Origin of the sequence: Rothia sp. HMSC065C03 (assembly GCF_001837295.1) — a bacterium.
In the GTDB taxonomy this organism is placed as follows: Bacteria; Actinomycetota; Actinomycetes; order Actinomycetales; family Micrococcaceae; genus Rothia.
In genome coordinates this window covers 470,909-495,578 of record NZ_KV831978.1, presented here as the reverse complement: position 1 = coordinate 495,578, position 24,670 = coordinate 470,909, and the positions used below count along the sequence as shown (strand labels likewise).

Genomic DNA, 24,670 nt, shown 5'->3' with positions numbered 1-24,670 from the left:
TTATTACTTCTTTCCGGTGGTATTCGGGAAGAGGCCGTCAGGACGGGAAGAACCGTCCCAGCTGAACAAGCTGACCTTGTTGTTAGCCTCGTAGACACCGGTGGACACGGGGGTCGGGCGACCCTCCATGTCGTTGAACGCATCGCCGTACATGCCGGGTCCGCCATCCACGCTCAAGGAGCAGCCCATTTCCTCAAGGTTGTGGGCGTCTTCCATGTGAGCCTTCGGAATGACGTAACGCTCGTTGTACTTAGCGATAGCCATCAGGCGGTACATCTCGTACACCTGCTGACCAGTCATGCCAACTGCCTGAGCAATCTCCTCGTTGCCTTCGCCACCGAGGTTGATGTCACGCATGTACGAACGCATCGCAGCCAGGCGGCGCAGAACGTTAGTAACAACCTCAGTGTCACCAGCGGTGAACAGCTCAGCCAGGTACTCAACCGGAATACGGAGAGACTCAATAGCGCCGAACAGGTTGTTGCTGTTCTCTGCATCGTGGCCCTGCTCCTTGAGCAGGTCAACAATCGGAGACAGCGGCGGCACGTACCAAACCATCGGCATGGTGCGGTACTCGGGGTGCAGGGGCAGAGCCACCTTCCACTCCTTCGCCAGCTTGTACACGGGCGACTTCTGAGCTGCAGTAATCCACGCATCGGGGATGTCGTTCTTACGAGCCTGCTCAATCACAGCCGGATCCGAAGGATCAAGCATCAGCGACAGCTGAGCCTCGTAGAGATCCTTCTCATCCTCGACCGAAGCAGCCTCAGTCACGCGGTCTGCATCGTAGAGGAAGATACCGATGTAGCGCATACGACCAACACAGGTCTCAGCACACACGGTCGGAATACCAGCCTCAATACGGGGGTAGCAGAAGGTACACTTCTCAGCCTTACCCGTCTTGTGGTTGAAGTACACCTTCTTGTAGGGGCAACCGGTGATGCACTGACGCCAACCGCGGCAACGGTCCTGGTCAACCAGAACGATACCGTCCTCAGCGCGCTTGTAGATAGCGCCGGAGGGGCAAGAAGCCATGCAGGAGGGGTTCAAGCAGTGCTCACAAATACGAGGCAGGTAGAACATGAAGGTCTGCTCGAACTCGAACTTAATCTTGTCCTCAGCCTTCTTGCGAACCTTCTCAACCAGCGGGTCCAGGTGACCGTACTCGGTCGCACCAGCCAGGTTGTCGTCCCAGTTCATACCCCACTCGACCTTGGTGTCCTCACCGGTGATGAGGGAGACCGGCTTAGCAGCCGGGAAGTCATCACCCAGAGGAGCACTGGTCAGGTTCTGGTAATCGTAGGTCCAGGGCTCGTAGTAGTCGTTCAGCTCGGGCTGAATCGGGGAAGCGAAGATCGTGAAGAGCTTCTGGAAGCGGTTACCGCTCTTGAGCTCCAAACGACCGCGCTTGTTCAGCACCCAGCCGCCCTTCCACTTCTCCTGATCCTCGTAACGGCGGGGGTAACCCTGACCGGGACGAGTCTCAACGTTGTTGAACCAGACGTACTCGGTACCGGCTCGGTTCGTCCATGCCTGCTTACAGGTCACGGAGCAGGTGTGGCAGCCGATGCACTTATCGAGCGCCATCACCATAGCAACTTGTGCCATAACGCGCATTAGAAAGTTACCTCCTGGGACTTACGGCGACGGATGTACGAGACGATGTCTCGCTGGTTACCGGTCGGTCCAAGATAGTTGAAGGCGAACGCCTGGTGAGCGTAGCCACCAATCATGTGGGTGGGCTTCAGAAGAATACGGGTCACCGAGTTGTGAATACCACCGCGCTTACCGGTGACTTCAGACTTCGGGCTAACCATACGCTCCTGAGCGTGGTAGACGTAGCAAACGCCCTCGGGCATACGGTGCGAAACAACCGCACGGCCGACGAAGACACCATTGGTGTTCACACACTCAATCCACTCGCCATCCTTGACGCCAATCTTCTCAGCGTCCTGCGGGCTCATCCATGCAGTCGGACCGCCACGGAACATGCTCAGCATGTAGTGGTTATCGAAGTACTGCGAGTGAATTGCCCACTTGTTGTGCGGGGTCAGGTAGCGAACAGCAACCGAAACACCATCGGTAGTACCGAGCTCAGGCTCGTTGTACAGGCCGGTCATATCCAGCGGCGGACGGTAAATCGGCAGAGCCTCGCCCATTTCGTGCATCCAGTCGTGGTCGAGGAAGAAGTGCATACGGCCGGTCAGGGTGTGGAACGGCTTCTTCTTCTCGATGTTGACGGTGAACGGAGCGTAACGGCGACCACCGGTCTCCGAACCGGACCACTCGGGGGAGGTCATCACGGGCTGCGGTGCGGCCTGGGTCATGGGGAAGGTGATACGACGTTCCTCGTTACCTTCTGCCAGGTCCATCAGGTGCAGACCGGTCTGCTTCTCAAGCTCCTTGAAGCCCTTGACAGCGACCTCACCGTTGGAGGTACCGGAAATCATGAGGATTGCTTCAGAAATCTTCACGTCGGTATCCAGTGCCGGACGGCCTGCGCCCTTACCGGAGTCCATCACACCGAATTCCTTAGCCATCTTCGCGACTTCGTCCTTCAGGTCGTAAGTGATGAACTTGGTGGTTGCACCGAGCTTATCGAACAGCGGGCCAACGGTGGTGTACATGTCGTACAGTGCGCCGTAGTCGCGCTCGACGGTGACGAAGTTCGGCATGTTCTTGCCGGGTACGCCCACCATACCGGGGGTGTTCTTCCAGTCGGGTGCGTGACCGCCGGGCTGAGCAATCTGGCCGGGGGTGTCGTGCAACAGCGGGACCGAAACGATGTCCTTACGGACGCCGAGGTGCTTCTTAGCCAGGCGGCTGAACTCAAACGCCAGTGCCTTGAAGGTCTCGTGGTCGGTCTTTGCCTCCCACGGCGGGTCAATTGCCGGGGAGAACGCGTGCAGGAACGGGTGCATATCGGTCGAGGAGATATCGTGCTTCTCGTACCAGGTAGCAGTCGGCAGAACGATGTCAGACAGCAGGGTCGTGGAGGTCATACGGAAGTCCGAGGTGACCAGCAGATCCAGCTTGCCCTGAGGCGCGTCCTCAACCCACTTCACTTCGTTCGGCAGCTTCTCCGAGTCGGAGCCCTGGACGTTGTCCATGCTACCGACCAGGTGCTTCAGGAAGTAGCTCTCACCCTTAGCGGAGGAACCGAACAGGTTCGAACGCCACAGGGTCAGGGTACGAGGCCAGTTGACGGGGTTGTCAACGTCCTCAACGGAGAACTCCAGGTCACCGGAGTTCAGGCGCTGTGCAATGTAGTCCGCGTTCGAGGAAGCCTCGCCGCGTGCCACTGCCTGCTCTGCCTTGTCTGCCAGATCCAGCGAGTTCTCGGGGAACTGCGGGTAGAACGGCATCCAGCCCATACGGGTAGAACGTGCCACAACGTCAGCAGTGTGAACGTCGCGCAGCTCGCCCTTAGCCAGCGGGGACTGCAGGTAGTCGGTGGAGTACGCGTCCTGACGGAACTGGTCAGTGTGCATGTACCAGAAGCCGGTACCGATCATGTGACGCGGCGGGCGGCTCCAGTCCAGAGCGTTCGCAATGTTGGTCAGACCGGTCAGAGGACGTGCCTTCTCCTGGCCCACGTAGTGAGCCCAACCGCCACCGTTGCGGCCCTGGCAACCGGTCAGGTTCAGCAGAGCGAGGATAGCGCGGTAGGTGGTGTCAGCGTGGTACCACTGGCAGATACCTGCACCGAAGATGACCATGGAGCGACCGCCGGAATCCAGGGCGCTCTTGGCGAACTCGCGGGCAACGCGAATAACAGCCTCGGCGGGGACAGAAGTAATCTGCTCCTGCCATGCCGGGGTGTTCTGAACGTTCCAGTCCTCGTAGTCCTTAGCCCAGGTACCGGGCAGACCCTCACGGCCCACACCGTACTGTGCCAGCATGATGTCGAAGACGGTAGTAACTTCGTGACCATCAACGTAGGTTACGGGCACGCCGCGGGTAATGACGTCGCCGTGGCCCTTCGGGTTGTCGAAGGTCGGCATCTTGATCTCTGCAGCTGCAGTCTGGCCCTGAGGCAGGTCGCGAATCGACAGAATCGGCTTACGACCCTGCAAATCCAGGTTCCACTTGCCCTGGTCTTCCTGAGCGTAACGGTGACCCATGGTGCCGTTGGGCACGAAGACCTCGCCGGTCTCGCGGTCCATCAGGACGGGCTTGAAGTCAGCGTTCGGCTGCTCAGCCTCGCCAGCGAGCTTAGCTGCAGTCAGGAACTTGGAGGGAACCTTAATGCCGTCTTCACGGGTTTCCAGGGTGACCAGGAAGGGAAGGTCGGTGTAGGTCAGGGAGAAGTCCTCGAAGAACTCGACACGCTGGTCGACGTAGTTCTCCTTGAGGATGACGTGGCCCATCGCCATTGCCAGTGCCGCGTCGGTACCTGCCTGGGCGGGTAGCCACTCGTCAGCGAACTTGGTGTTGTCGGCGTAGTCGGGGCTCACGGTGACAACCTTGGTACCGCGGTAGCGGACCTCGGAGACCCAGTGAGCATCCGGGGTACGGGTCAGCGGAACGTTTGCACCCCACATGATGAGGTATGCAGCGTCCCACCAGTCGCCGGACTCGGGAACGTCGGTCTGGTCGCCGAAGACCTGCGGGGAAGCCACGGGGAGGTCAGCGTACCAGTCGTAGAAGCTGGTCATGACGCCACCGGCCAGCTGGATGTAGCGAACACCCGCGCTGAAGGACGCCATGGACATTGCCGGAATCGGGGTGAAGCCGGTGTTACGGTCGGGGCCGTAGTACTTGATGGTGTGCACGTGAGCAGCAGCCATCAGCTCGAGAGCCTCAGCCCAGGTCGAGCGCACCAGACCACCCTTACCGCGTGCGTTCACGTAGCGTGCACGCTTGGCGGGGTCGGACACGATGGAGTGGAAGGCGTCCACGGGATCGTTGTGGATTGCCTTCGCTTCGCGGTACATCTCCAGCAGGAGACCGCGAACGTAGGGGTACTTAACGCGAGTGGGAGAGTAGGTGTACCACGAGAATGCTGCACCGCGGGGGCAACCGCGGGGCTCGTACTCGGGGCGGTCGGGACCAACCGAGGGGTAGTCAGTTTCCTGTGCTTCCCAGGTGATAATGCCGTCCTTGACGTACACCTTCCAGGAGCAGGAGCCGGTGCAGTTCACGCCGTGGGTAGAGCGAACTTCCTTATCGTGGCTCCAACGGTCGCGGTAGAAGGCGTCACCTTCGCGGCCGCCTTCACGGAAGACGGCGCGGCCGTCTTCAGTCTCATCCCAGCGGGAGAAGAACTTACCGAACTTGATCAGCTGATCGGTAAGGGGGCCGTCCGGGCCCTTAATCTGTGATGCTTGTTCCATACTGCCCAATATATCGGAAATTTGGCATGGAAAATACGAGATAAAAACCTTGCCTAATTCATACGAAATAAGGGTGTTTTAGACCGTAAGCCAGGCGGAAATTCCACCCTCAAGCATGTACACAGAACGCTCCTCCAGAGGCGCTATTTCACGAGCCGCCTCAACCGTTCGGGTGTATCCGGTGCAGTAAATAACGATTTTCTGGGCATTTGCGGGGATTTTACGCTCAATCAGGGCTTTGAGAGAGTCATTTCGAGCCGCTTCAAGCAATTCAGTGAGGGGTAGGTTAATGGCACCGTCAATTGCAAAGGCATTGAACTCCACCTGCTCACGAACATCCAAAAGGGCAATATTTTCACCCGATGACATCTTTTTAAGGTCCTGAGCGCTCATCGAGCGGGGTTTCGAGTCAGCAGAAGAGCTTGTAAAATCCTGAGAAATATTACGAATTGTTACATGATTTTTGGGCTTATGACTCGTTTCTTGGGGCAAAACAGCGCTTTTCTTAGGTACAGCTTGCACGCTAGCTACAAGAGGTATATATTCCCACCTTCCGCTTAATGCCGAATATAGGCCAACCTCACCCATGAGCGGCTCCCCCACCCCGGTCAGCAGCTTCACCGCCTCCATGGCCATCGCAGCACCCACCACGCCAGCCATAGCACCCACCACGCCAGCAGTACTACACGACGGCACGCTACCGGCAGCAGGAGCATGAGGGTACAAATCCTCATACACCGGACCGCGACCAGCCCAAAACACACTCAGCTGCGCATCAAAACCAAGGATCGCAGCCCATACATGCGCAATCCCAGCACGCGCAGCCGCCGCCGACACCACATAACGCGACTCGAAATTATCGCTACCATCCAGCACCAGGTCAGCACCAGACAGAAGCTCATCAACATTCGCCTCCGTCAAACGCTCTCGCACCGGCAACACCTCAATAAAAGGATTCAGCGAGCGCAAGGACTCAGCTGCGGACTCAGCCTTAGAATTGCCCACCCTGGCGTGCGTATGAATCACCTGGCGGTGCAGATTCGAGGTATCCACGAAGTCATCATCCACCACCACAATCTGACCAACCCCGGCACCCGCCAGATACAGCAGGGCAGGAGCGCCCAAACCACCGGAACCCAGTACCACTACGCGCGCACCCTTGAGCGCCAGCTGAGCCTCATAACCCATTTCGGGCAGGATCAGCTGGCGAGAGTAGAACGCATGCTCAGCGGCAGAGAGCTCGCTCGCGCCGGTTGAAGGCTGAGAAGACATAGGGAATCCTCACATCAAGTAATAGAGGGTGGCTTGAGCTTTCAGGGCGCCAAGCCTCAAGGAGAATAAGCCTGCCCGAGAGAAATCCCCCTGACAGGCTTATATAGAGATATCAGAATATTCAGAAGGCTAAGCGGGCGAAGTATCCACGCCAACCCACTCGATGCTGCCATCGAGCAGTTCCTGTTCCTTCCAAATCGGCACACGAGCCTTCACACGGTCGGCAACGAGCTCGCAGGCATCAAACGCGCGGCCGCGGTGAGCAGCCGCCGCCATCACCGTCAGAGCCGACTCTCCGATAGCGATCGGGCCCACGCGGTGCACAGCCCACAGGCGCACACCGTCCAGCTCAGCAGCGACCTCGGCGGCAACCTCGGCAATATACTCACGAGCCTGCGGATGCGCGCTATAGGACAGACCGCGCACCGCACTACCGTGATCGTGGTTGCGCACAATGCCGTCAAAAATTACCAGGGCACCCATAGCATCGGTCATAACCTCAGCCTTAGCCGCCGCGTACAGCGGTTCCAGGGGCGCCTCCGTAATATCGGTGAACACCACGGTCGAGCCGCTCGGCTCAGCACCGTGCGCACCCGAATGGTCCAGGGATTCTTCGTTCTGCGGCTTAGTGGTCATGGTAGTCCTCCATCTGGCGGCAAATGTGCTCGACGAGCGGGTCGAGGGTTGCCACGCCGTCCTTCACACCGCCGCGCGAACCGGGCAGGGTCATCACGAAGGTACGGTCAATCACGCCCGCCACACCGCGCGAAAGCACGGCTGCAGGAACGTTCTTCAGACCGTTCATCCAGAAAGCGTGCATGATGCCGGGAACTTCCTTGTCCAGGTGGGGGCGTACAGCCTCCACGGTCTGGTCGTCAGAGTTCAGGCCGGTACCACCGCTGGTCAAAATGAAGGTCGGCAAGGTGCCGTTCTTCTTCCCCTCGGTGACCAGGGTGTTGAAGTACTCGACGATATCGCGGTCTTCAATGACCACAGCGTCCGGGGTGTCGAAACCGCGCGAGCGCAGCCACTCCACGGCGATGGGGCCGGACTTATCCTCGTACACGCCGCGGGCTGCGCGGGTGGAGGCGACAATGACCAGACCAGTCAGGTTCTCCGGCATGGTGTACTCTTCGCTACTCATTGGAATTCCTTTTCTGTATTTACCAGATGGCGGTGGGGCGGTGTTCCGCCGGGGCTTAGGAGTCCTCGCGGACGGACCAGTCGCCGGACTTGCCGCCGCTCTTCTCCAGAACACGAATATCGGTAATAACGGCGTGCTTATCGACTGCCTTAATCATGTCGAAAACAGTCAGAGCCGCCGAGGAGACGGCGGTGAGCGCCTCCATCTCCACACCGGTGACTCCGCGGGTCTTCACGGAAGCCTCAATACGCACGAAGTCGGTGCCGCGTTCGAAGTCCACCGTAATCTTGCCCAGGGGCAGCGGGTGGCAGAGGGGAATGATTTCCGGGGTACGCTTAGCACCCATAATGCCGGCGACGCGTGCGACGGGCAGTGCGTCGCCCTTGGGCAGGTCGGCGTCAAAAATCATGGCGATAACGTCTTCGCGGGTGCGTACAGTCGCCTCAGCCAGGGCGGTGCGGGTGGTAACTGACTTCTCCGTAACATCCACCATATGTGCCGAGCCGTCGGCGCGCACATGGGTCAGTTCCTGGTTGGGCTGAGAGGTAGAGGTCATCGTTTCTCCTGGCTTCTGCGCGGTGTTCTTCTGCCGCGAATCGTTAGTTAGTGTGAGTCTCAATTATTCCCTGTCGCTCTGGATGGGAACAATGCGGGGGTGCGTCGCCTAGTTATCGGTGAGGCGGATGCGGTGGTAGGGTACCGCTTCTCCCCCGGTGTAGGTGGTTCCGGGCGCCAGCTCAATGAGCACATCCGCCTGTGCGGCGCGGTGTAGCAGGTGCGAGCCGGAGAGCACGTCGGGGTAGAGCTCCACCCGGTAGGTTCCGGGCTCGACCTCGACCATGGCGAGGGTACCGCGCAGGAACTGGCGCTTGGTCGCCGGTGCGGTAAGCGGGGTGTCGGTGACGAGCACGCCGCGCGGTGCGTTGTTCAGCGTTGCCTGTTCGGAGGCGACCGCATAGGGCACTCCGTAGGGGCCGCCGGCACGCAGATAGGGGCGCAGAATCAGGGCGTACGAGATGAGGGTGCTCACCGGGTTGCCGGGGAAGGAAATCATGGGCACGCGGTGTCCCTTGAAATCGAGAACATTTACGCCCTGCGGTCCGCCGGGCTGCTGGCTGACATGCCCAAACCAGGAGACGGGCACCAGGATGTCGGCTTCGTGTGCCTTGGCGATGGCGTTGCGCACCACTTCGTATTTACCGTGGCTAATGCCTCCGGAGGTGATGATGATGTCCGGCGCGAAACTCTCGTATTCTGCCGTGAGGCGGTGCAGCAGCTCGATGGGGTCATCACCAATAGCGATGCGCCGCACCTCCGCTCCGTCTTCGCGGAGCATGGCGGTGAGCATGGAGCCGTTGGCGTCAAAAATCTGCCCCTGAGCCAGCTCTTGCGAGGTAGCGGTGCCGTCTTCTTCAACACCGGAAAGAATCTCGTCGCCGCCAGTGCATACGAGCACGCGGGGGCCTGCCGCAACGGTCAGGCGCGCATAACCCTGGGAGGCGAGCGCACCGAGCAGGGCGGGGGTGACGCGTTCACCGGCACGTGCGAGTACCTGGCCGGTGACGACGTCTTCACCGCGGCGGCGGACGAACTGTCCGGGCTTGCCGGGGGCGAGTTTGACCTTTTCGCTGGGGCGGCCGAAGGATTCGGGCAGGTCGGGGTATTCGATGCGTTCAGACTGTTCGACGGGGATGACGGCGTCGTAGCCCTTGGGGATGGGTGCGCCGGTCATGATGGGGTAGGTCAGGTCGTCGGAGGAGCGGGAGCGCTGTAGCGGGCGTCCGGCGGGGATTTCGCGGCCGACGGTGAAGATACGGTCTTCGCGGTCAACGGCTGCCGCGGTGAGGGCGTAGCCGTCCATTTGGGAGTTGTCGAAGCTGGGTACGTCCATGCGTGCGGTGACGTCTTGCGCGAGGATGCGTCCTGCCGCGTGGTAGAGGGGAACCGTTTCTGCGGTGCCGATAAATACTTCGCGCAACAGTAGCGCCAGGTAGGCGCGGTATTCCTCGGTGCTAGGGGTTCCATTGAATTCGGGGGAAATCATGGCGGTTCCAATCGTGCGGTGGCGGTTATGACTAGTGTAGGTGTGTGTTTGTGGGCTGGTAAATGCAGTTTTGCCTAAGGACCGGTGTATGCCGGGTGGTATGCGGGGCAGGCGGCGGAGTGGCTTATCGGGTGCTTTCGCGTAGTTTTTTGAGGGCGCGAATCAGGCCGAGGACCCCAAAGATTCCCAGGTAGAGGCTGATGAGGATCAGGGCGCTTCCGAGGGCGCTGGAAATGTCGCTGCTGTTGATGGCTAGGTCAATGGCGAGGGGTATGGTTTGGGTTTTTCCTTGCACGTTGCCGGCGAAGGTGACGGTTGCACCGTATTCACCGAGTGCACGAGCGAAGGAGAGGAGAAAGGCGGTGGCGAGTCCCGGCGCGGCGAGGGGCAACAACACTTTGAAAGTGATTTCTGCGGGTTTAGCGCCTTCGACGAGAGCGATTTCCTCATACTCACGGGGTATGGCTTGCAGGGTGGTAACCGCGGTGGCGACAAAGAAGGGCAGGGCGACGAAGACCTGGGCGATAATCACCGCGTTCGAGGTGAACGGGATAGAGATTCCTGCCTGGTAGAGGTAGGTACCGATCATGCCTTTGCGTCCCCAGAAGAAGAGTAGCCCAAGGCCGGAGACCACCGGTGAGAGAATCACCGGGGTGTAGATGATGGCGTAGAGGACCGACCCGAAACGGTGCAGCCGCGAGCGGTTGAGCACTTTAGAAAGCACGAGTGCCAGGGGTGCGCCGAGAAGACCACAGATGAGGGTGGATGCGGCGGCGGTGCCGAGAGAGAGGTTAGCCGCCCCGAGCACCTGCGGGGTGAAGATGCTGCCGAGCTGGCTCCAGGGGATGTTGAGGAAGAGCCCGAGAAGCGGACCCGCGATGAGGAAAATACCCAGCGACGCCGGAACCAGGAAGAGCACGGGCACGGAGGCGAAGAGGCTGCTCCCGGGCGTGCGTGAGGCGCCGGCGCGGCGGCGGGTGGTTGCGGTGCTGTCTGTCATGGGTATTTCTCGGCGTATTTCTTCGGGGTCTTGAGAGCGCGGCAGGAGACGCGTTCAGGATGCGGCGGCTTGCTCGTTGAGCGTGCCGCCGCATCCTGCGGGTGTCCGTTCTGCGCTCCGGGTTTCAGCGGTGCGGAACGGCGCTAGCGTTACTTGGCGGTGCTGAAGCCGTAGTCGGTGAGGATCTTCTTCGCCTCATCGGAGTTCTTCAGCCATTCGTTGAACTTCTTTGCGGCTTCGGAGGAGGAGCCGGTCTTGCTCAGCGCTGCGGGGTATTCGTTGCGTTCCACGTCGGTCAGTTCGACGGAACCGAGGTTGGCGCCCTTCTTCTTGGCGGCGGCGAGGTCGGTGGTGTAGATGAAGCCCGCGTCCGCGTTACCGGTGGTGACCTTGGTCGCTACGTCGGTGACCTTGCTTTCGGTGGTTGCGTTCTTGAGGGTGATGTCGTGCTTCTTCAGTTCCTGGTGGGCGATGGTGCCGCAGGGAACGTCTTCCTTGCAGACAGCGACGACGCCTTCGGTGGTCTTGAGGTCGTCAAGGCTGTTGATCTTGCCGGGGTTACCTTCGGCGGTGACGAGCACGAGCTTGTTGGTGACCAGAACGTTGGTTTCGGAAGTCGAGAACTGGTCGAGCTTCTTTGCCTTGTCCATGTTCTTGGTGTCTGCGGTGATGAGCAGGTCGGGGGTTGCACCCTGCTCGATCTGGTTGACGAGCTTTGCGGAGCCTTCGTAGACGAAGGTGACGTCTACGCCCGGGTTGGCGGCTTCGTATGCCTTTTCGAGGTCTGCACCGGCGTTGTTCAGGGAGGCTGCGGCGAAGACTTCGACCTTGCCGGAGGCTGCCTGGCTGCTTGCTGCAGATGCGGTGGACGATGAGGAGCTCTGGGTGGCGCCGCATCCGGTGAGGGCGAGGGTTGCTGCGGCGAGCGCGCTGAGGGCTGCGAGGGGGCTCTTCATGAGGTATTTCCTTGGTTGGTTCGTACTGCTATTGAAGGTGAGGTGCGTCCATGTGCGGGCTTTATGTGACGTTCCGTGTACGTCCCTAGCTTGTACACGCGGCGTTGCTTCGTCGTGGTTGTCTGCTGTGGCGCAGTTGTAACTTACCCTGCACACACTATGTACGGGGCGCCGGAACATGGAATAATCATATTGTCACCTGAAATATGCAAATTTTCCACATAGGTTTTACATGGCGTACACGGCGAATTCGGCCTCTTCTGAACTCATTGCGGGCCCAACGTTAAGCACCTTATCTTCTGCGGAGGGTAACGGGGCTGCTTTTGTTACGCCCGAAAAATCTGAGAGCGGCGTCAAGCCTGCGCGTAAGCTCCCTAATATTACGAACAGCGGTCCGCTCTTGGACCGTTGGGGTCGCGTGGCGACGGATCTGCGTATCTCTCTGACCGATAAATGTAATCTTCGTTGCATTTATTGCATGCCGGCGGATGGTTTGCAGTGGCTTCCGAAGGATAATCTGCTCTCCGCCGAGGAGATTGCGCGCCTTGCCGATATTGCGATCACTGAGCTGGGCGTGGAGGAGATCCGCTTTACCGGTGGTGAGCCGCTGGTCCGCGCTGATTTGGTGGACATTATTTCTCGCATCCATGAGGCGCATCCGAGCATTCCGTTGGCGATTACGACGAACGGTATTGGTTTGGAGAAGCGTGCCGCCGCCCTGGCGGAGGCTGGTCTGACCCGCATCAATGTTTCTCTGGATACGATTTGCCGTGAGACCTTTGCCGAGCTGACCCGCCGCGATAAGCTCGACGCCGTGCTCAAGGGTATTGACGGTGCGGCGGAGGCTGGTCTGTGGCCCATCAAGATTAATGCTGTGCTGATGCCGGGCCTGAATGATGATCAGGCTCCGGAGCTTCTGCGCTGGGCGTTGGCGGGCGGCTATCAGCTGCGTTTCATTGAGCAGATGCCACTGGATGCAGATAACCGTTGGACCCGTGAGGGCACCATTACTGCCGCTGAGATTCGCGAGAAGCTGTCGGCTGAGTACGTTCTGGGTTCGGTGACTGAGGCTCGCGGCGACTCCCCCGCTCAGCTGTGGGAGGTGTACCCGCTCGGTACTGCCCTCGATGAGGCAGGCTTCCCGACCGACGGCACCGAGTCGCTGGGCCGCGTGGGCATTATCGCGTCGGTGACGGAGTCGTTCTGCAATGCGTGCACCCGCACCCGTCTGACGGCGGACGGCAAGATTCGCTCCTGCCTGTTCTCCGATACCGAGACTGATCTGATGCAGCTTCTGCGTTCTGGCGCTGACGATAAGGAGCTGGCTCTGCGCTGGCGTGAGGGCATGTGGTTTAAGCCGCGTGCGCACGGTAAGGAAGACGCTGACTTCGATATTGAGGAGTTCGCGAAGGCGAGCCGCTCGATGAGCGCTATTGGTGGCTAAGAGGCTACCCTATTTATTAGCCGAATATACAGTCAGATATGCGTGGGACAAGGCCTTTTACTGGCACCAGCCCCCCTGGCGTTCGGCTGTCCCTATTCAAGGTTTGAGGAGCATGATGCAGGTTCATTTTTTCGCTGCCGCGCGTTCTGCGGCGGGTACCGCGCAGCTGTCGGTGCCTCTGGCTGAGCTGCCGTCCGCGACTCTTGGCGCGCTCATTGAGCACCTGGGTCGGACCCTGGAGGGTACGACTCCTTCTGGTCTGACTCTTGCCCAGGTGATGGAGCAGTGTTCCTTCCTGGTCAACGGCGCCCGCTCGGAGGCGGAGGCTCCGCTGCAGGATGCCGATCGCGTGGACGTTCTGCCTCCCTTTGCGGGTGGATAATGCCGGCGGATAAGATGCCCGCTTCTCCGCTCCCCGCTGAGGGTGATTTTTCGTGCGCCGCGGTCGTTGTTGCCGGAGGCGCTTCTCGCCGTCTGAACCATGTGCCGAAGGCGTCCCTGTCTGATGGCACGAGCACCCTACTGGATTGCGCCCTGGAGGCGGTGGCGAGCGCGTCCCCGCGTGTGGTGGTGGGTCCTGAGAGCCTGCCGTTGCCTACCGGGGTGTTGCGTACTCGTGAGGATCCGCCGTTTTCGGGTCCTGCCGCGGCGATTCATGCCGGGTTGGAGTGTATTGCGGCGGATTGCGAGCGCTCGCAGACCCCGTTGCCGGGCTGGTGCCTGATTTTGGGTGTGGATACTCCGCGTATTGCTCCGGCGGTTCAGCAGTTGCTTACCGCTGCGCGGGGTGCCGAGCAGACCGCGACTACCTTCTCCACCACCGGTTCTGAAGCGCCCAGTGACTCTGAAGCTTCTGAGGGCTTCTGGGGTGTCTCTGAGGGCATCTATCAGCCGCTGGTGGGTATTTACCGCTTTGAGGCGATTCGTTCGGTCTTTTCGACCGGTACGACTGACGCTTCTGTTCGTTCTTTTTTGCGCCGTTTGAACCCTGCGGCGGTGGAGATGTCTGCCGCTGACACCGCCGATGTTGATACGTGGGAGCAGGCGCAGGCTCTCGGCTATACGACCTCGCTCTGGTCGAGTTATTAGCACGAGTTATTAGCATCTGAGGCGCGCAGGAGCGCTAGTTGCCAAGCTACGAGTACCCTAGTGGTAGGTCTCAGTTCTTAACGCCCGACCGGGCGATGTTTTTGAGCTCGCGCGCTGTTGCGCGTCCCGCACACACTTTTACGAGGTACGATGTCTCACCATATTCCTTCTGTTTCGTGGCAGCAGGCCCGCCAGATTCTGCATGAGCAGGGTCTGGAGATTGCTCACCATGTGAAGACGGAGTCTTTGCCGCTGTTGGCGACGATTGGCCACTATTTGGCGGACGACGTTTATTCGATGATGCCGGTGCCCCACTACAGCTCTTCGGCGATGGACGGTTACGCGGTGGCGGGTGCGCCTCCGTGGCGTCTGGTGACCCCGGCGTACCCGGAGGATTCTCGCGCGAATATTCACCGCCTGACCGTGCCGATTGCACCGGGCGAGGCGACCCCGATTCTGACGGGTGGTTTGATTCCGGAGGGTGCTGAGGCGATTGTGCGTGAGGAGCATTCCCGCCTATATGAGGGTGCGGAGGCTTCTTTGCGTCCGGGCGTGAGCGCTCATTTGGAGACTCAGTCGAGCATTCATTACCTGGATATGGCGGAGGGTTTTGAGCCTCCGGCACCGGGTGCTGATATTCGCCATGCCGGTGCTGAGCTGGAGCGTGGCGAGCTGTTGGCGCGCCACGGCGACCGTATTTCTGCGCGTATGGCGGCGTTCTTGGGCACGAATGGTTTTGATGAGTTGCCGGTGTATGCCCCGATTCCGGTGCGTTGCGCGTTTACGGGTAATGAGGTCATTACGTTTGGTGTGCCTGCGCCGGGTCAGGTGCGTGATGCGTTTGGCGGCTTTATGGAGCATGCGATTATTTCTGCTGGCTGTGAGGCGCGCCCTTCGATTCGCTTGGCGGATGTTGAGTCTGAGTTCCGCACGTTCTTGTCCACGTCGACTGCTCGTGTGCTGGTGTTCACGGGTGGGTCGAGCACCTCGGGTGTTGATTTGGTGCGTAAGGTGCTCAACGATATGGGTGCGACGTATCTGTTTGAGTCGGTGGATGTGCGTCCGGGGCACCCTGCATTGGCTGCGCGCCTGCCGGTTCCGGAGACTGGCCCGAATTCGGGTCGTGAGCGTTTTGTGTTGGGTCTGCCGGGTAATCCTTTGGCTGCGTACACTGCCCTGTATTCGTATTTGCCGCCGCTTTTGGCTGGTATGAGGGATATGCCTCTACCGGAGCTGGATTCTGCGGTTCTGGGTGAGCCTGTTGATACGTTGCGTAAGCCGGCGGGGGCTCGTCTGCTTCCCGTGTCGGTGCGTGATGGTGTGGCGTATCCTCTGCCGAAGTCGGCGTCGCATATGCTGTCGTCGTTGGCGGCGGCTACTCACTGCGCGGTGTTGGATGATTCTTCGGTTCGGGGTTCTGCTCATGAGGTGGGGGCCCGGGTTCCGATTATTCCGGTGCTGTAGTAAGGCGCTATTTTCCGGCGTTGGAATGTTTATGCGGTATGCGGTCGGGGTATAGTAGAGAGATATGTCAATCGTTTAGCATACCGAAGGGAGCCTCCGTGGCTAAGCCCAAACTCAGCGACGTTGCGGCCCTGGCGGGAGTCTCCCCCACCACGGTCTCCCGCGTGCTCAACAACCGCGGCTACCTGAGCGAAAGCACCCGCACCAAGGTCCACGAGGCAATGCGGGAACTCGGCTACCGGCCCAACGCCATCGCCCGTAGCCTGCAAGGTCAGCGCTCGCAGATGGTGGGCCTCATCTTCCCCACGGTCGCTAACCCCTTCTACGGGGAGATGGTGTACCGCCTCGAAAGTTACCTTGCCGAGGCAGGCTACCGCGTCATTCTCTGCAATAGCGACGACCACCCCGAGCAGGAAAAGCGCTACCTCGAGATGCTTTTCTCCAATCAGGTGGACGGCATTATCAGCGGCGCTCACTCCGACGCATTGGTGAATATTCCGCACGCCCAGGCTCCCCTGGTGACCGTGGACCGCCTCGAAAGCGGCTTTTACCCGAATGTCCGCTCCGATAACTACGAAGGCGCTCGCGCCGCCACGGAGCATCTGATCGCCACGGGTGCGCAGAATATTGTGCACGTGACATCGACCCTGGGTGAGCACAATGAGCGTCAGCGCGGATACCGTGAGGCAATGCTCGAAGCCGGACTCATGCCGGAGTTCCTGGAGCTGGGTTTCCGCCCCTCCCTGGGCATTAAGCGTGAGGTGCTCTACCGCTACCTCGACGAACGCGCCGATAGCCCGGAGCCGGTGGATGCGGTCTTCGCCTCCAACGATAATTACGCCGCGTTGGCGCTGGGCTGGGCGCGCGCACGCGGTATTCGCGTTCCTGAGGATTTCCAGGTGATTGGCTACGACGGCACGCAGAGCGTTCAGCTGCTCATGCCGGAGTTGGCGACCGTGGTTCAGCCGATTGAGGGTATTGCGAAGCGTACCGCGCAGCGTCTACTGGAGCTCATTGAGCTACAGCAGGAGGAATCTTCAGAGAAGACCGCTCCCCCAATTACCCAACCCGAGGACGTACTCCCCGTTGAGCTGCATTTGGGGGCGACGGTGCGTTCTATCCCGAATCTGGATCAGATTCAGCCTGATACCTCTGCCCCGGACGAGCTCCAATAAGAGGCTCCTCTTCTGACAATAAAAATCCGCCCCACCGTGCGAGTGCTCACGGTGGGGCGGATTTTTCATATACATTTATCGGTTCTGCGCGCGTCCGGAAGTTTAGGAGGTGCGCTGCACAATCTCGGTGGGACCGGTGCCGGGGTAGACCATGCCGACGGCGTGTGCCTTGGAGAAGATTCCGTGGAGCGGGCCGAGGGAGAAGAATCCGCGGCGCTCGTAGAGGCGGGCACTGTCGTAGGTCGATGCTTCGAGGTAGGCGGGGTAGTCGCCGATGCGTTCGGTACCGTAGTCGAGTAGCTGGGAGCCAATGCCCCGGCCACGATACTCTTCGAGAACACCAATGTTGAAGAGGTACCAGTGCTTGTACGCGGGGCGGTACTTGAGCAGGTGTAGCTCCATCATGACTGCCCGTAGCAGGCTCTTACAACCGAGGGCCTTGTAGTAGGCGCCAATCTGCTTGAGTTCGTTCAGGAAGGAACCTTCGTGGGATTCGGGGGTGCTCCAGAGGCAGACGCCTACGATCTTGCCGGTGGATTCTTCGATGCCGATATCGATGCGGCCACGGTCGGAAAAGTTGCCGTAGACCTGAAGGGTCATGATGGCGCGGAGCCTGGCGAGTTCCTGTCGGCGGCTACCGCCTGCGATGACTGCCATCATGGCGGGATCCCCGTCGAATGCGGCAATCAGTACTTCGAGCGCTTCGGCATATTCATGAGGCTCGGCGGTGCGGACGGTATAGGAAGCTGAGGTCATATTCACCCTTTACAAAAGCTTGAAACTATACATAAATATTAGCTGGATTATTCACTCCTGGCTAATAGATTGTGCCTTATCAAGACATTTTTCATGACCATGCACCATTGTGCGCTAGCTAATATTGCACCAATATGCATAATTTTAATGCATATGTATTCACACACTTTTTTCACAGCATTGCAGGAAAAATTGAACACCCCGCACCAGCTCTAGGAAGAGCGGTACGGGGTGTACATCACGTTGAGGTTATCTACTCACTAAGAGTGCAGACTATGCGTTAGCCTTTGCCTTCAGTGCAACCTTCAGGAGCGAATCTGCATTAGTCACAGAAGCGCCCGAAGCCTGGACATCTTCAACCGAAGTAGCTGCCTTCTTGGCGTTGGTGATCACCATGGGGGTTGCCAGCGGGTAACCAGCCGCCTTGATGGCGGGGATATCAAACTCAGCGATGACGTCGCCGCGCTTGACGGTGTCGCCCTTAGCAACCTTGGGCTCGAAGTGCTTGCCGTCAAGCTCAACGGTGTCCATGCCGATGTGCATCAGCAGATCCAGGCCATCTTCGGTACGCAGACCGTATGCGTGGCCGGTGGGGAATGCAACGGTGATCTTACCGTCAGCCGGTGCGTAGAGCTTACCTTCGGTGGGCTCCACTGCGGTGCCTGCACCCAGTGCGCCGGAGGAGAAGGTGGGGTCCTTGACGTCTGCCAGCAGAACCACGGAACCGACCATGTGGGAGCCAATCTCGACGCTCTCGCCAGCCTCAGCTGCTACAGCAGGAGCGGCAGCGGCGGGAGCTGCGGCGGCAACAGGAGCAGCAGCAGGTGCCTCAGCTTCCTCAGTGTTGCCAGCCTCGACCTTCTTGCCCCAGATGAAGGAGGCAACGAAAGCGATGACGGTGGTCAGGATGAGACTGCCAAAGAAGCCAGCCCAGCCCGCGCCGGTGGTGGGGCTAATAGAGGGGAAGCCGATGTAGCCAGCAGCACCCAGAGCAATTGCCTTCACGTTCAGGATGGAAGCAACCATTGCACCAATACCAGCGGAAACGATTGCAATGTAGAAGGGCCAGCGCAGAGCCAGGTTCACACCGAACATTGCGGGCTCGGTAATACCCAGGAATGCGGAGGGTGCGGATGCCGAAGCAATGCCCTTGATCTTCTTGTTCTTGGTGGTCAGCGCGACACCGGCTGCGGCAGCACCCTGAGCCACGTTAGACATGGAGGCAACAACGAAGATGAAGGAACCGCCGGTTGCCCACAGGCTCATCTCGATGGGCGGGAATGCCTGGTGCATACCGGTCATCACGATGAATGCGTAGAAGGTACCGAAGATCAGACCACCCAACGGGCCGGCAACGGTGTAGAGCCAGTTGATACCTTCACCCAGCCAGGTACCCAGCTGGAACATCGGCGGGCCGACCAGCAGGAAGGTCAGGAAGCCGGTGATGAGGATGGTGAGGGTCGGGGTGAAGATGAAGTCGATGGTGCCCTTGAGGACCTTGTGGAAGAACTTCTCAATGTTCGCCAGGATAAATGCAACCAGCATGATGGGCAGCACGGTACCCTGGTAGCCCGCCTGCTGAACCTGCAGGCCGAAGAGGTTCCAGTAGGTCATGGGGTCAGCACCCTCAACGCCTGCCAGCGACTTTGCGACGCTGTAGCCGTTCATCAGGGCAGGGGAGACCATTGCGGCACCCATGGTCATGCCCAGGTAGGGGTTACCACCGAAGACCTTGGTGGCGGAGAAACCAACCAGCACGGGCAGGAAGGCGAAGGGCGCTGCGGAGAGCAGGTTCACGATATCCGCGAAGCCCTCCCACTCGGGGTACATCTCAATGAAGGGCTGCGGGCCGAAGATACCCTTAGAGGTCAGCACGCTGTTGACCGCCATCAGCATACCGCCACCGACCAGCACCGGGATGAGCGGCACGAAGATGTCGGCAATGGTCTTGATGAAGCGGGAGACAAGGTTGCCCTGCTTCGCGGCGATGCTCTTGAGGTCGTCCTTGGATGCCTCGGGTGCGCCAGCGGCGATGAGGTGCTTGTGTACCTCGTTGACGTCGCCGGGGCCGACGATGATCTGGAACTGGCCAGCGTTGAGGAAGCTACCCTTGAGATCCTCGTCGTTGTCGATTGCTGCCTGGTCGACCTTGTCCTGGTTCTTCAGGACGAGGCGAAGGCGGGTTGCGCAGTGTGCGGCTGCAACGATGTTGCCGGCGCCACCGACGTCCTTCAGCACGCGCTGTGCCACTGACTTGTGGTCCACGCTCGCTCTCCTTTGTTTGGAGCACCACCGTATGATGCTTTGTGAATGAGGTGAGATATGTCTGTGTGTGCATGTCATGCATATGTCATACGTTTGACATATCGGATGTAAAACATGGTATCACGGGAAAGTTCTTAAAAGCGAGGGCCCACCCTCCATACGGAAAGTGAGCCCTCAGACATATTCAGAAATTACCGTAAAACCACCCGTGCAGGCAGCTCCCAGCACCTAGAACCAGCGCCTTAGAAAACGGCTTAGAGGCGGCCGTACTCCAGGGACAACACCTCGCCACCGGTCAGGCGGACGCGGCGCTTATCGCCCTTGAAGAAGGTGCGAGCGGTCATGACCTCAGCACCCATGGATGCGACCAGCTTGCCACCCACGTACAGTTCGGTTGCCGAGCCATCCACGAGCAGGTCAAACTCGCGAATCTTCGAACGCTTTAGGGTGCGGCGGCGCAGGCTACCGCCCTCGGTGTAGCGGGTACCGCCACGGTCCATCTGTACAAAGTCCTTATCCAGGACGATGCTCAGTGCCACGCCGTGGGTGTCCTTAATCTTCAGCTTCACGCGCTCATCAGAGACGTTCACACGACCGCGCAGGCGGAAGGTCAGGGCGTTCTTCAGCTCCACGAGCTTGCCCTTCTCCTCCTCGCGGTACAGCGGCTTCATCTCCATCGCGTCGTTGAGCTGCGGCACCGGGCGCTGGAACAGCTTGCCGTTACGCAGGTGCAGCTCACGCGGGTAGGTGAACATGTGCACCCAGCGGTGGCTCCACGAGGGCAGGTCGTCCTGGTCTGCGTTGCCCAGCCACGCGATCATCACCGGGGCATCGCCGCTCACGGTGTGCGGTGCCTTCGGGTCAGCGGTCAGGCCGGTACCGGAGATGGTCTGCGGGGCGTAGAACTCGAAACCTGCATCCAGCTCGGTGAAGGGGGTCTCCACGGTGAACTTGAGGGTCTCGTTATCCAGCGAACCGACAATGTAGCCGCTCTGGAAAATGTTGTTGTACTTCTCGCCGAGGGGCTGCATGCCCTGCGGGCTGAAAATCAGCACGTCGCGGATTTCGCCGGTCAGCTCATCGCGCATGCTCAGCAGGGAGGGGCACTCGTACATGTAGGTGCCCTTGAGGGTCTTGTCCTTAATGCCCAGCTCGCCGCGGAAGGTCCACTCGCGGCGATCCTTGGAGGTGTACACAACCACAGCGCCGGTCAGGTCCTCACGCTGAGCACCAATGACCATCCACCATTCGCCGTTACGCTCAAAAACGTGCGGATCGCGGTAGTGTGCAGTGTAGCCCTTTGCGGGGCCGGAAATCAGCGGGGGCAGCTGACGGGTCGGCTTCGCGTCCTCACCAGCGGTTGCGAGAATCTGGTAGGTTTCGCGGTTGCCCTTTTCGTCCTTCACGTTACCGGTGTAGAAGAACTCAAAACCGCCGGGAACCTTAATACCGGAGCCGGAGTAGCAGCCGTGCGAGTCGTAGCGGCTATCGGGAACCAGCGCGGTACCCTCATCGGTCCAGTGGGTCAGGTCCTCGCTCACCGCATGACGCCAGTAGACCATACGCTCCGGGTGCAGGGGCGAGTACTGGTAGAAGGCGTGATAACGCTTACCATCGAAGACCAGGCCGTTCGGGTCATTCAGACGGCCCACGGGAGGCGCCAGGTGTAGAGCCGGGTAATCGCGGTCTTCACGAACACCGGCACCGAAAGCGTCCAGGACCTGCTGTGCTTCAGCCGCCAAGTCGCGGGCGGGTCGCTCGGTTGCGCTCTTCTTCTTTTTCTTCTGCTCGCTCATGTCTATCCGCTTTCGTGCAAAGGAATGTCTGGGTTGTCTCATCCCATCATACGGCACCTCTGACCCGTTGCCGGGCTCTAGGAGAGAGGCACCACAGTGCTCTCAGCCTCTCTCATCCGGGGCACAGTGCGGTCACAGCGACTTCTGCGAGTGAGCGCGGTCAGATGGGACCGCGCCGCCGTTTGCTACAGGAGAAAAGAGCGGACACGGCAAAGCCCCGAACCTCCCCAGTCTTCATACCGGGCGGGTTCGGGGCTGTTAAATGCCGCGAGGCGGCACATCCGATGGATGCACCGCCCGCGTAAGAATCGAGAAGAAGTCGATTACTTGAGGGTGATGGTTGCGCCAGCAGCCTCGAGCTGCTCCTTAGCCTTCTCAGCGTCTTCCTTGGAAACGCCCTCGAGCAGAGCCTTGGGAGCGCTGTCAACCAGGTCCTTTGCTTCCTTCAGGCCGAGGGAGGTCAGGGCACGAACTTCCTTGATCACTGCGATCTTCTTGTCGCCAGCGGACTCCAGGATAACGTCGAACTCGGACTTCTCTTCAGCAGCCTCGCCTGCTGCGCCGCCTGCTACAACTGCAACGGGAGCAGCTGCGGTGACGTCGAACTCTTCCTCGAATGCCTTGACGAACTCGGAAACCTCAACGAGGGACAGTTCCTTGAATGCTGCAATGAGTTCTTCGATGGACAGCTTAGCCATTGTTTGGCTCCTTCACTATCTGGTGCGGGCTGACGCCCGCGGTGTAAATCTTCAGTACCTACCCGAGAGGGTCGGTCAAATTTAGGGTGCGTTACACGCTATTCGCGTTCACGCTGCTGAGTATCTCAGCGCTGGTGCAGTAGCACGAAAGGGGCTTATGCCTCTTCCGAAGCCTCCTCGGCAGCAGCGGGAGCTGCGCCTTCCTGCTCCTCCAGCTTGACGCGCAGTGCGTCCACAACCTGTGCGATGCGTGCGATGGTAGCCTTTGCACCACCTGCAACCTTGGACAGCAGAACCTCGCGGGATTCCAGGTCAGCGTAGCGCTTGACGTCGTCCTCGGTCAGAGCGGCACCTTCGTAGTAACCGTTCTTCACAATCAGCTGGGGGTTAGCCTTGGCAAAGTCACGCAGGCCCTTAGCAGCATCGATCAGGTCGCCCTTGATGAATGCCAGTGCGGAGGGACCCTGGAGGTGGCCTTCGAATGCGTCGATGCCAGCTTCCTTAGCTGCGATAGCAGCCAGCGTGTTCTTCACCACGGCGTATTCGGTCTCTGCACCGAGTGCGCGGCGCAGCTCCTTGAGCTGTGCAACAGTGAGACCGCGGTATTCGGTCAGGATGACTGCGTTCGAAGCTTCGAAGAGTTCCTTCAGCTCGGATACTGCAGCGATCTTTTCCTGAGTCGCCATGGTAGTTCCTTCTTCCGATTCTTGTAAGGTCGCCGGTAGAGCCTCGAAGCATTTATTGCAAGCAATAAAAAATGCCCCGACGCGTAGGCGTACGAGGCACGATAGACGGCACCCTAAATCAGGGTAACGACTATTCACTTCGAGTTACCTACGCGGGCGGCGATTTCTAGTGAAATCTGCTCTTATCAGAACTCTGTTCTTCGTCTCCATCGAGGTGGCGATAAAGGACATAGTTCTAGACCGGCGGTCTTTGGTTCATTCATCATCTCAGGTTAAAGCCCGAGTCGCAAGTTAAAAACGTGGTTAAGCGGGATTAATCACTTAAAGACCCCTTTTAAGCCAATTAACCGCTCTTTCTCCCGCCGAAAAGGCCCGGTTGAAAGGCCCAGAAACCGTGTTCTAGAGGTAAAAGCGCTTTCCGCCCGAGAACAAGAAGCAGCGCTCCGCCGCCACCCCCAGGTGCACCCGCTCCCCAACACTTAGGGAGGAGCCGCCCTGCGCATCCGAGATAAAGAACTCAAGCTCCTGACCGGCACGCACTCGGGCACACATTCGGGCACTCAGCTCAGAATCCGCCGAAGCCCGCCGAGATTCCAGAGGCAGGGACACCGTCTCCAACAGACGCGCACGGTACAGCATGCCACCCACCAGATGGCGGCTGCCGAGCACCTGCACCGGCAGAGCATGAGCAGCGTCTGCCGCCACAGGGCACAGAGCGGTCGCACGAATCGCCAACTCGCACCCGGCAGGAAGCGACTCAGAATCCTCAAGAGCCAAAAGGTTCAGCGCGGGCGCCGCCATAAGCTTCGCCACCTGCAGAGTATGCGGATGCGCCAGCAGCCGCTCCGGAGTATCCACCTGAACCAGGTAGCCAGCATCCATCACCGCCACCCGCTGACCCAGCATGAGCGCCTCATTCTGATCATGGGTCACGTACAGGCCCGTAAAACCGTAACGCTCATGCAGGCGCACAATATCGGCGCGGATACTCGCACTCATCTGCTCATCCACACTCGCCAGCGGCTCATCAAAAAGAACCACCGGGGCACGACGAATCAAAGCACGCGCAATACCCACACGCTGAGCCTGACCACCCGACAGTTGCGAAGGCTTACGGGACTCCAGCCCCTCAAGCTTCAAAGCCTCCAGCAGCTCACGGTAGTAGTCCATATCAACCTGACCGGCGAACGCACCCAGCCGGGTTGGAAACAGAATATTGTCCTTCACGCTCAGGTGCGGGTACAGAATAGGGCGCTGAAACACCACACCCACCGAGCCGCGCTCCAGAGGCTGACCGGCGTAGGTCACCCGACCGGCGCTCGGCTCCTCCAGGCCGGCAATAATACGCAGCAGAGTGGACTTACCCGTACCCGAAGAACCAACCAGAGAAATCAGCTCCCCGGGGTGCACATCCAGGTCAATCTCGTTCAGAACCGTCGTATCGGTGCCGAAGGTCTTAGCGACACCTCGAATACGCAGGCCTTCAAAAGGCTCCGCCGCGGCAGAAGAGTAGGATGCAGAAGTCATTCCCCCATTATCGCCGAA

General features: G+C 59.5%; 20 protein-coding genes. 5 read left to right on the top strand and 15 right to left on the bottom strand.

The genetic code is table 11. The features are described from left to right. Positions 1-3: 3 nt before the first annotated feature. From narH to modA, 9 genes are all read right to left on the bottom strand, one after another. A complete protein-coding gene (gene narH, locus HMPREF2605_RS02280; RefSeq protein ID WP_005504921.1) occupies positions 4-1,617 on the bottom strand; it encodes a nitrate reductase subunit beta in 1,614 nt (537 codons plus the stop codon). Beyond that, complete coding sequence (locus HMPREF2605_RS02275; protein ID WP_049353783.1) at positions 1,617-5,336, bottom strand: nitrate reductase subunit alpha; 3,720 nt, start codon at positions 5,334-5,336, stop codon at positions 1,617-1,619. The genes narH and HMPREF2605_RS02275 overlap by 1 nt, the downstream gene beginning before the upstream one ends. Positions 5,337-5,414: 78 nt before the next feature. Continuing rightward, positions 5,415-6,608, bottom strand: coding sequence for a ThiF family adenylyltransferase (locus HMPREF2605_RS02270; protein ID WP_070846816.1), 1,194 nt, complete (start codon positions 6,606-6,608; stop codon positions 5,415-5,417). A 129-nt stretch (positions 6,609-6,737) separates the two neighbouring features. After that, a complete protein-coding gene (locus HMPREF2605_RS02265; protein WP_005504913.1) occupies positions 6,738-7,244 on the bottom strand; it encodes a molybdenum cofactor biosynthesis protein MoaE in 507 nt (168 codons plus the stop codon). Then, positions 7,234-7,752: a MogA/MoaB family molybdenum cofactor biosynthesis protein gene (locus tag HMPREF2605_RS02260; protein ID WP_070846815.1), complete on the bottom strand. Its 519-nt coding sequence runs from the start codon at positions 7,750-7,752 to the stop codon at positions 7,234-7,236. Before HMPREF2605_RS02260 ends, HMPREF2605_RS02265 begins: the two co-directional genes overlap by 11 nt. A 55-nt stretch (positions 7,753-7,807) precedes the next feature. Next, positions 7,808-8,308: a cyclic pyranopterin monophosphate synthase MoaC gene (gene moaC / locus HMPREF2605_RS02255; RefSeq protein ID WP_044150196.1), complete on the bottom strand. Its 501-nt coding sequence runs from the start codon at positions 8,306-8,308 to the stop codon at positions 7,808-7,810. A gap of 108 nt (positions 8,309-8,416) precedes the next feature. Next, entirely contained in the window at positions 8,417-9,796 is a 1,380-nt protein-coding gene (locus HMPREF2605_RS02250) for a molybdopterin molybdotransferase MoeA (RefSeq protein ID WP_070846814.1), read from the bottom strand. 124 nt (positions 9,797-9,920) lie between these two features. Continuing rightward, on the bottom strand, positions 9,921-10,796 hold the full coding sequence (locus HMPREF2605_RS02245) for an ABC transporter permease (RefSeq protein ID WP_070831788.1): 876 nt from the start codon (positions 10,794-10,796) through the stop codon (positions 9,921-9,923). A gap of 149 nt (positions 10,797-10,945) precedes the next feature. Next, entirely contained in the window at positions 10,946-11,752 is an 807-nt protein-coding gene (modA, locus tag HMPREF2605_RS02240) for a molybdate ABC transporter substrate-binding protein (RefSeq protein WP_070846813.1), read from the bottom strand. 232 nt (positions 11,753-11,984) lie between these two features. Here modA and moaA point away from each other — a divergent pair, with 232 nt between their 5' ends. The 5 genes from moaA to HMPREF2605_RS02215 all read left to right on the top strand — a co-directional run bounded on the left by moaA (position 11,985) and on the right by HMPREF2605_RS02215 (position 16,924). Next, positions 11,985-13,196, top strand: a complete 1,212-nt coding sequence (gene moaA, locus HMPREF2605_RS02235) for a GTP 3',8-cyclase MoaA (RefSeq protein WP_070846812.1) — start codon at positions 11,985-11,987, stop codon at positions 13,194-13,196. Between the two features lie 115 nt (positions 13,197-13,311). Next, a complete protein-coding gene (locus tag HMPREF2605_RS02230) occupies positions 13,312-13,578 on the top strand; it encodes a MoaD/ThiS family protein (RefSeq protein ID WP_070846811.1) in 267 nt (88 codons plus the stop codon). Next, the gene (locus HMPREF2605_RS02225; RefSeq protein WP_070846810.1) at positions 13,578-14,285 is read left to right on the top strand and encodes a molybdenum cofactor guanylyltransferase; all 708 of its coding nucleotides are present in this window, start codon (positions 13,578-13,580) and stop codon (positions 14,283-14,285) included. Before HMPREF2605_RS02230 ends, HMPREF2605_RS02225 begins: the two co-directional genes overlap by 1 nt. A gap of 150 nt (positions 14,286-14,435) precedes the next feature. Then, positions 14,436-15,749: a molybdopterin molybdotransferase MoeA gene (locus tag HMPREF2605_RS02220; RefSeq protein ID WP_070831798.1), complete on the top strand. Its 1,314-nt coding sequence runs from the start codon at positions 14,436-14,438 to the stop codon at positions 15,747-15,749. 98 nt (positions 15,750-15,847) lie between these two features. Beyond that, complete coding sequence (locus tag HMPREF2605_RS02215) at positions 15,848-16,924, top strand: LacI family DNA-binding transcriptional regulator (protein ID WP_070831801.1); 1,077 nt, start codon at positions 15,848-15,850, stop codon at positions 16,922-16,924. 102 nt (positions 16,925-17,026) lie between these two features. Here the strand turns inward: HMPREF2605_RS02215 and HMPREF2605_RS02210 are convergent, their stop codons facing one another. The 6 genes from HMPREF2605_RS02210 to HMPREF2605_RS02185 form a co-directional block, all read right to left on the bottom strand. Continuing rightward, positions 17,027-17,680: a GNAT family N-acetyltransferase gene (locus HMPREF2605_RS02210; protein ID WP_070846809.1), complete on the bottom strand. Its 654-nt coding sequence runs from the start codon at positions 17,678-17,680 to the stop codon at positions 17,027-17,029. 273 nt (positions 17,681-17,953) lie between these two features. After that, on the bottom strand, positions 17,954-19,945 hold the full coding sequence (locus HMPREF2605_RS02205; protein WP_070846808.1) for a PTS sucrose transporter subunit IIABC: 1,992 nt from the start codon (positions 19,943-19,945) through the stop codon (positions 17,954-17,956). A gap of 254 nt (positions 19,946-20,199) precedes the next feature. Continuing rightward, positions 20,200-21,741, bottom strand: coding sequence for a glycoside hydrolase family 32 protein (locus tag HMPREF2605_RS02200; RefSeq protein WP_070846807.1), 1,542 nt, complete (start codon positions 21,739-21,741; stop codon positions 20,200-20,202). Positions 21,742-22,064: 323 nt separating this feature from the next. Then, a complete protein-coding gene (rplL, locus tag HMPREF2605_RS02195; RefSeq protein WP_005504884.1) occupies positions 22,065-22,439 on the bottom strand; it encodes a 50S ribosomal protein L7/L12 in 375 nt (124 codons plus the stop codon). A 155-nt stretch (positions 22,440-22,594) separates the two neighbouring features. Continuing rightward, a complete protein-coding gene (gene rplJ, locus HMPREF2605_RS02190; RefSeq protein ID WP_005504882.1) occupies positions 22,595-23,125 on the bottom strand; it encodes a 50S ribosomal protein L10 in 531 nt (176 codons plus the stop codon). Between the two features lie 399 nt (positions 23,126-23,524). Beyond that, positions 23,525-24,652 carry an ABC transporter ATP-binding protein gene (locus HMPREF2605_RS02185; protein ID WP_070846806.1) on the bottom strand — a complete coding sequence of 376 codons (1,128 nt, stop codon included), beginning with the start codon at positions 24,650-24,652 and terminating at the stop codon, positions 23,525-23,527. Positions 24,653-24,670 lie beyond the last annotated feature (18 nt).

What these genes read in the sequence shown, in the direction of transcription:
- rplL (WP_005504884.1), bottom strand. Translation starts at nt 22,439, where the DNA reads ATGGCTAAGCTGTCCATCGAAGAACTCATTGCAGCATTCAAGGAACTG.
- modA (WP_070846813.1), bottom strand. Translation starts at nt 11,752, where the DNA reads ATGAAGAGCCCCCTCGCAGCCCTCAGCGCGCTCGCCGCAGCAACCCTC.
- moaC (WP_044150196.1), bottom strand. Translation starts at nt 8,308, where the DNA reads ATGACCTCTACCTCTCAGCCCAACCAGGAACTGACCCATGTGCGCGCC.
- HMPREF2605_RS02245 (WP_070831788.1), bottom strand. Translation starts at nt 10,796, where the DNA reads ATGACAGACAGCACCGCAACCACCCGCCGCCGCGCCGGCGCCTCACGC.
- moaA (WP_070846812.1), top strand. Translation starts at nt 11,985, where the DNA reads ATGGCGTACACGGCGAATTCGGCCTCTTCTGAACTCATTGCGGGCCCA.
- HMPREF2605_RS02265 (WP_005504913.1), bottom strand. Translation starts at nt 7,244, where the DNA reads ATGACCACTAAGCCGCAGAACGAAGAATCCCTGGACCATTCGGGTGCG.
- HMPREF2605_RS02270 (WP_070846816.1), bottom strand. Translation starts at nt 6,608, where the DNA reads ATGTCTTCTCAGCCTTCAACCGGCGCGAGCGAGCTCTCTGCCGCTGAG.
- HMPREF2605_RS02200 (WP_070846807.1), bottom strand. Translation starts at nt 21,741, where the DNA reads ATGAGCGAGCAGAAGAAAAAGAAGAAGAGCGCAACCGAGCGACCCGCC.
- HMPREF2605_RS02220 (WP_070831798.1), top strand. Translation starts at nt 14,436, where the DNA reads ATGTCTCACCATATTCCTTCTGTTTCGTGGCAGCAGGCCCGCCAGATT.
- HMPREF2605_RS02185 (WP_070846806.1), bottom strand. Translation starts at nt 24,652, where the DNA reads ATGACTTCTGCATCCTACTCTTCTGCCGCGGCGGAGCCTTTTGAAGGC.
- HMPREF2605_RS02210 (WP_070846809.1), bottom strand. Translation starts at nt 17,680, where the DNA reads ATGACCTCAGCTTCCTATACCGTCCGCACCGCCGAGCCTCATGAATAT.
- HMPREF2605_RS02230 (WP_070846811.1), top strand. Translation starts at nt 13,312, where the DNA reads ATGCAGGTTCATTTTTTCGCTGCCGCGCGTTCTGCGGCGGGTACCGCG.
- rplJ (WP_005504882.1), bottom strand. Translation starts at nt 23,125, where the DNA reads ATGGCGACTCAGGAAAAGATCGCTGCAGTATCCGAGCTGAAGGAACTC.
- narH (WP_005504921.1), bottom strand. Translation starts at nt 1,617, where the DNA reads ATGCGCGTTATGGCACAAGTTGCTATGGTGATGGCGCTCGATAAGTGC.
- HMPREF2605_RS02250 (WP_070846814.1), bottom strand. Translation starts at nt 9,796, where the DNA reads ATGATTTCCCCCGAATTCAATGGAACCCCTAGCACCGAGGAATACCGC.
- HMPREF2605_RS02225 (WP_070846810.1), top strand. Translation starts at nt 13,578, where the DNA reads ATGCCGGCGGATAAGATGCCCGCTTCTCCGCTCCCCGCTGAGGGTGAT.
- HMPREF2605_RS02260 (WP_070846815.1), bottom strand. Translation starts at nt 7,752, where the DNA reads ATGAGTAGCGAAGAGTACACCATGCCGGAGAACCTGACTGGTCTGGTC.
- HMPREF2605_RS02275 (WP_049353783.1), bottom strand. Translation starts at nt 5,336, where the DNA reads ATGGAACAAGCATCACAGATTAAGGGCCCGGACGGCCCCCTTACCGAT.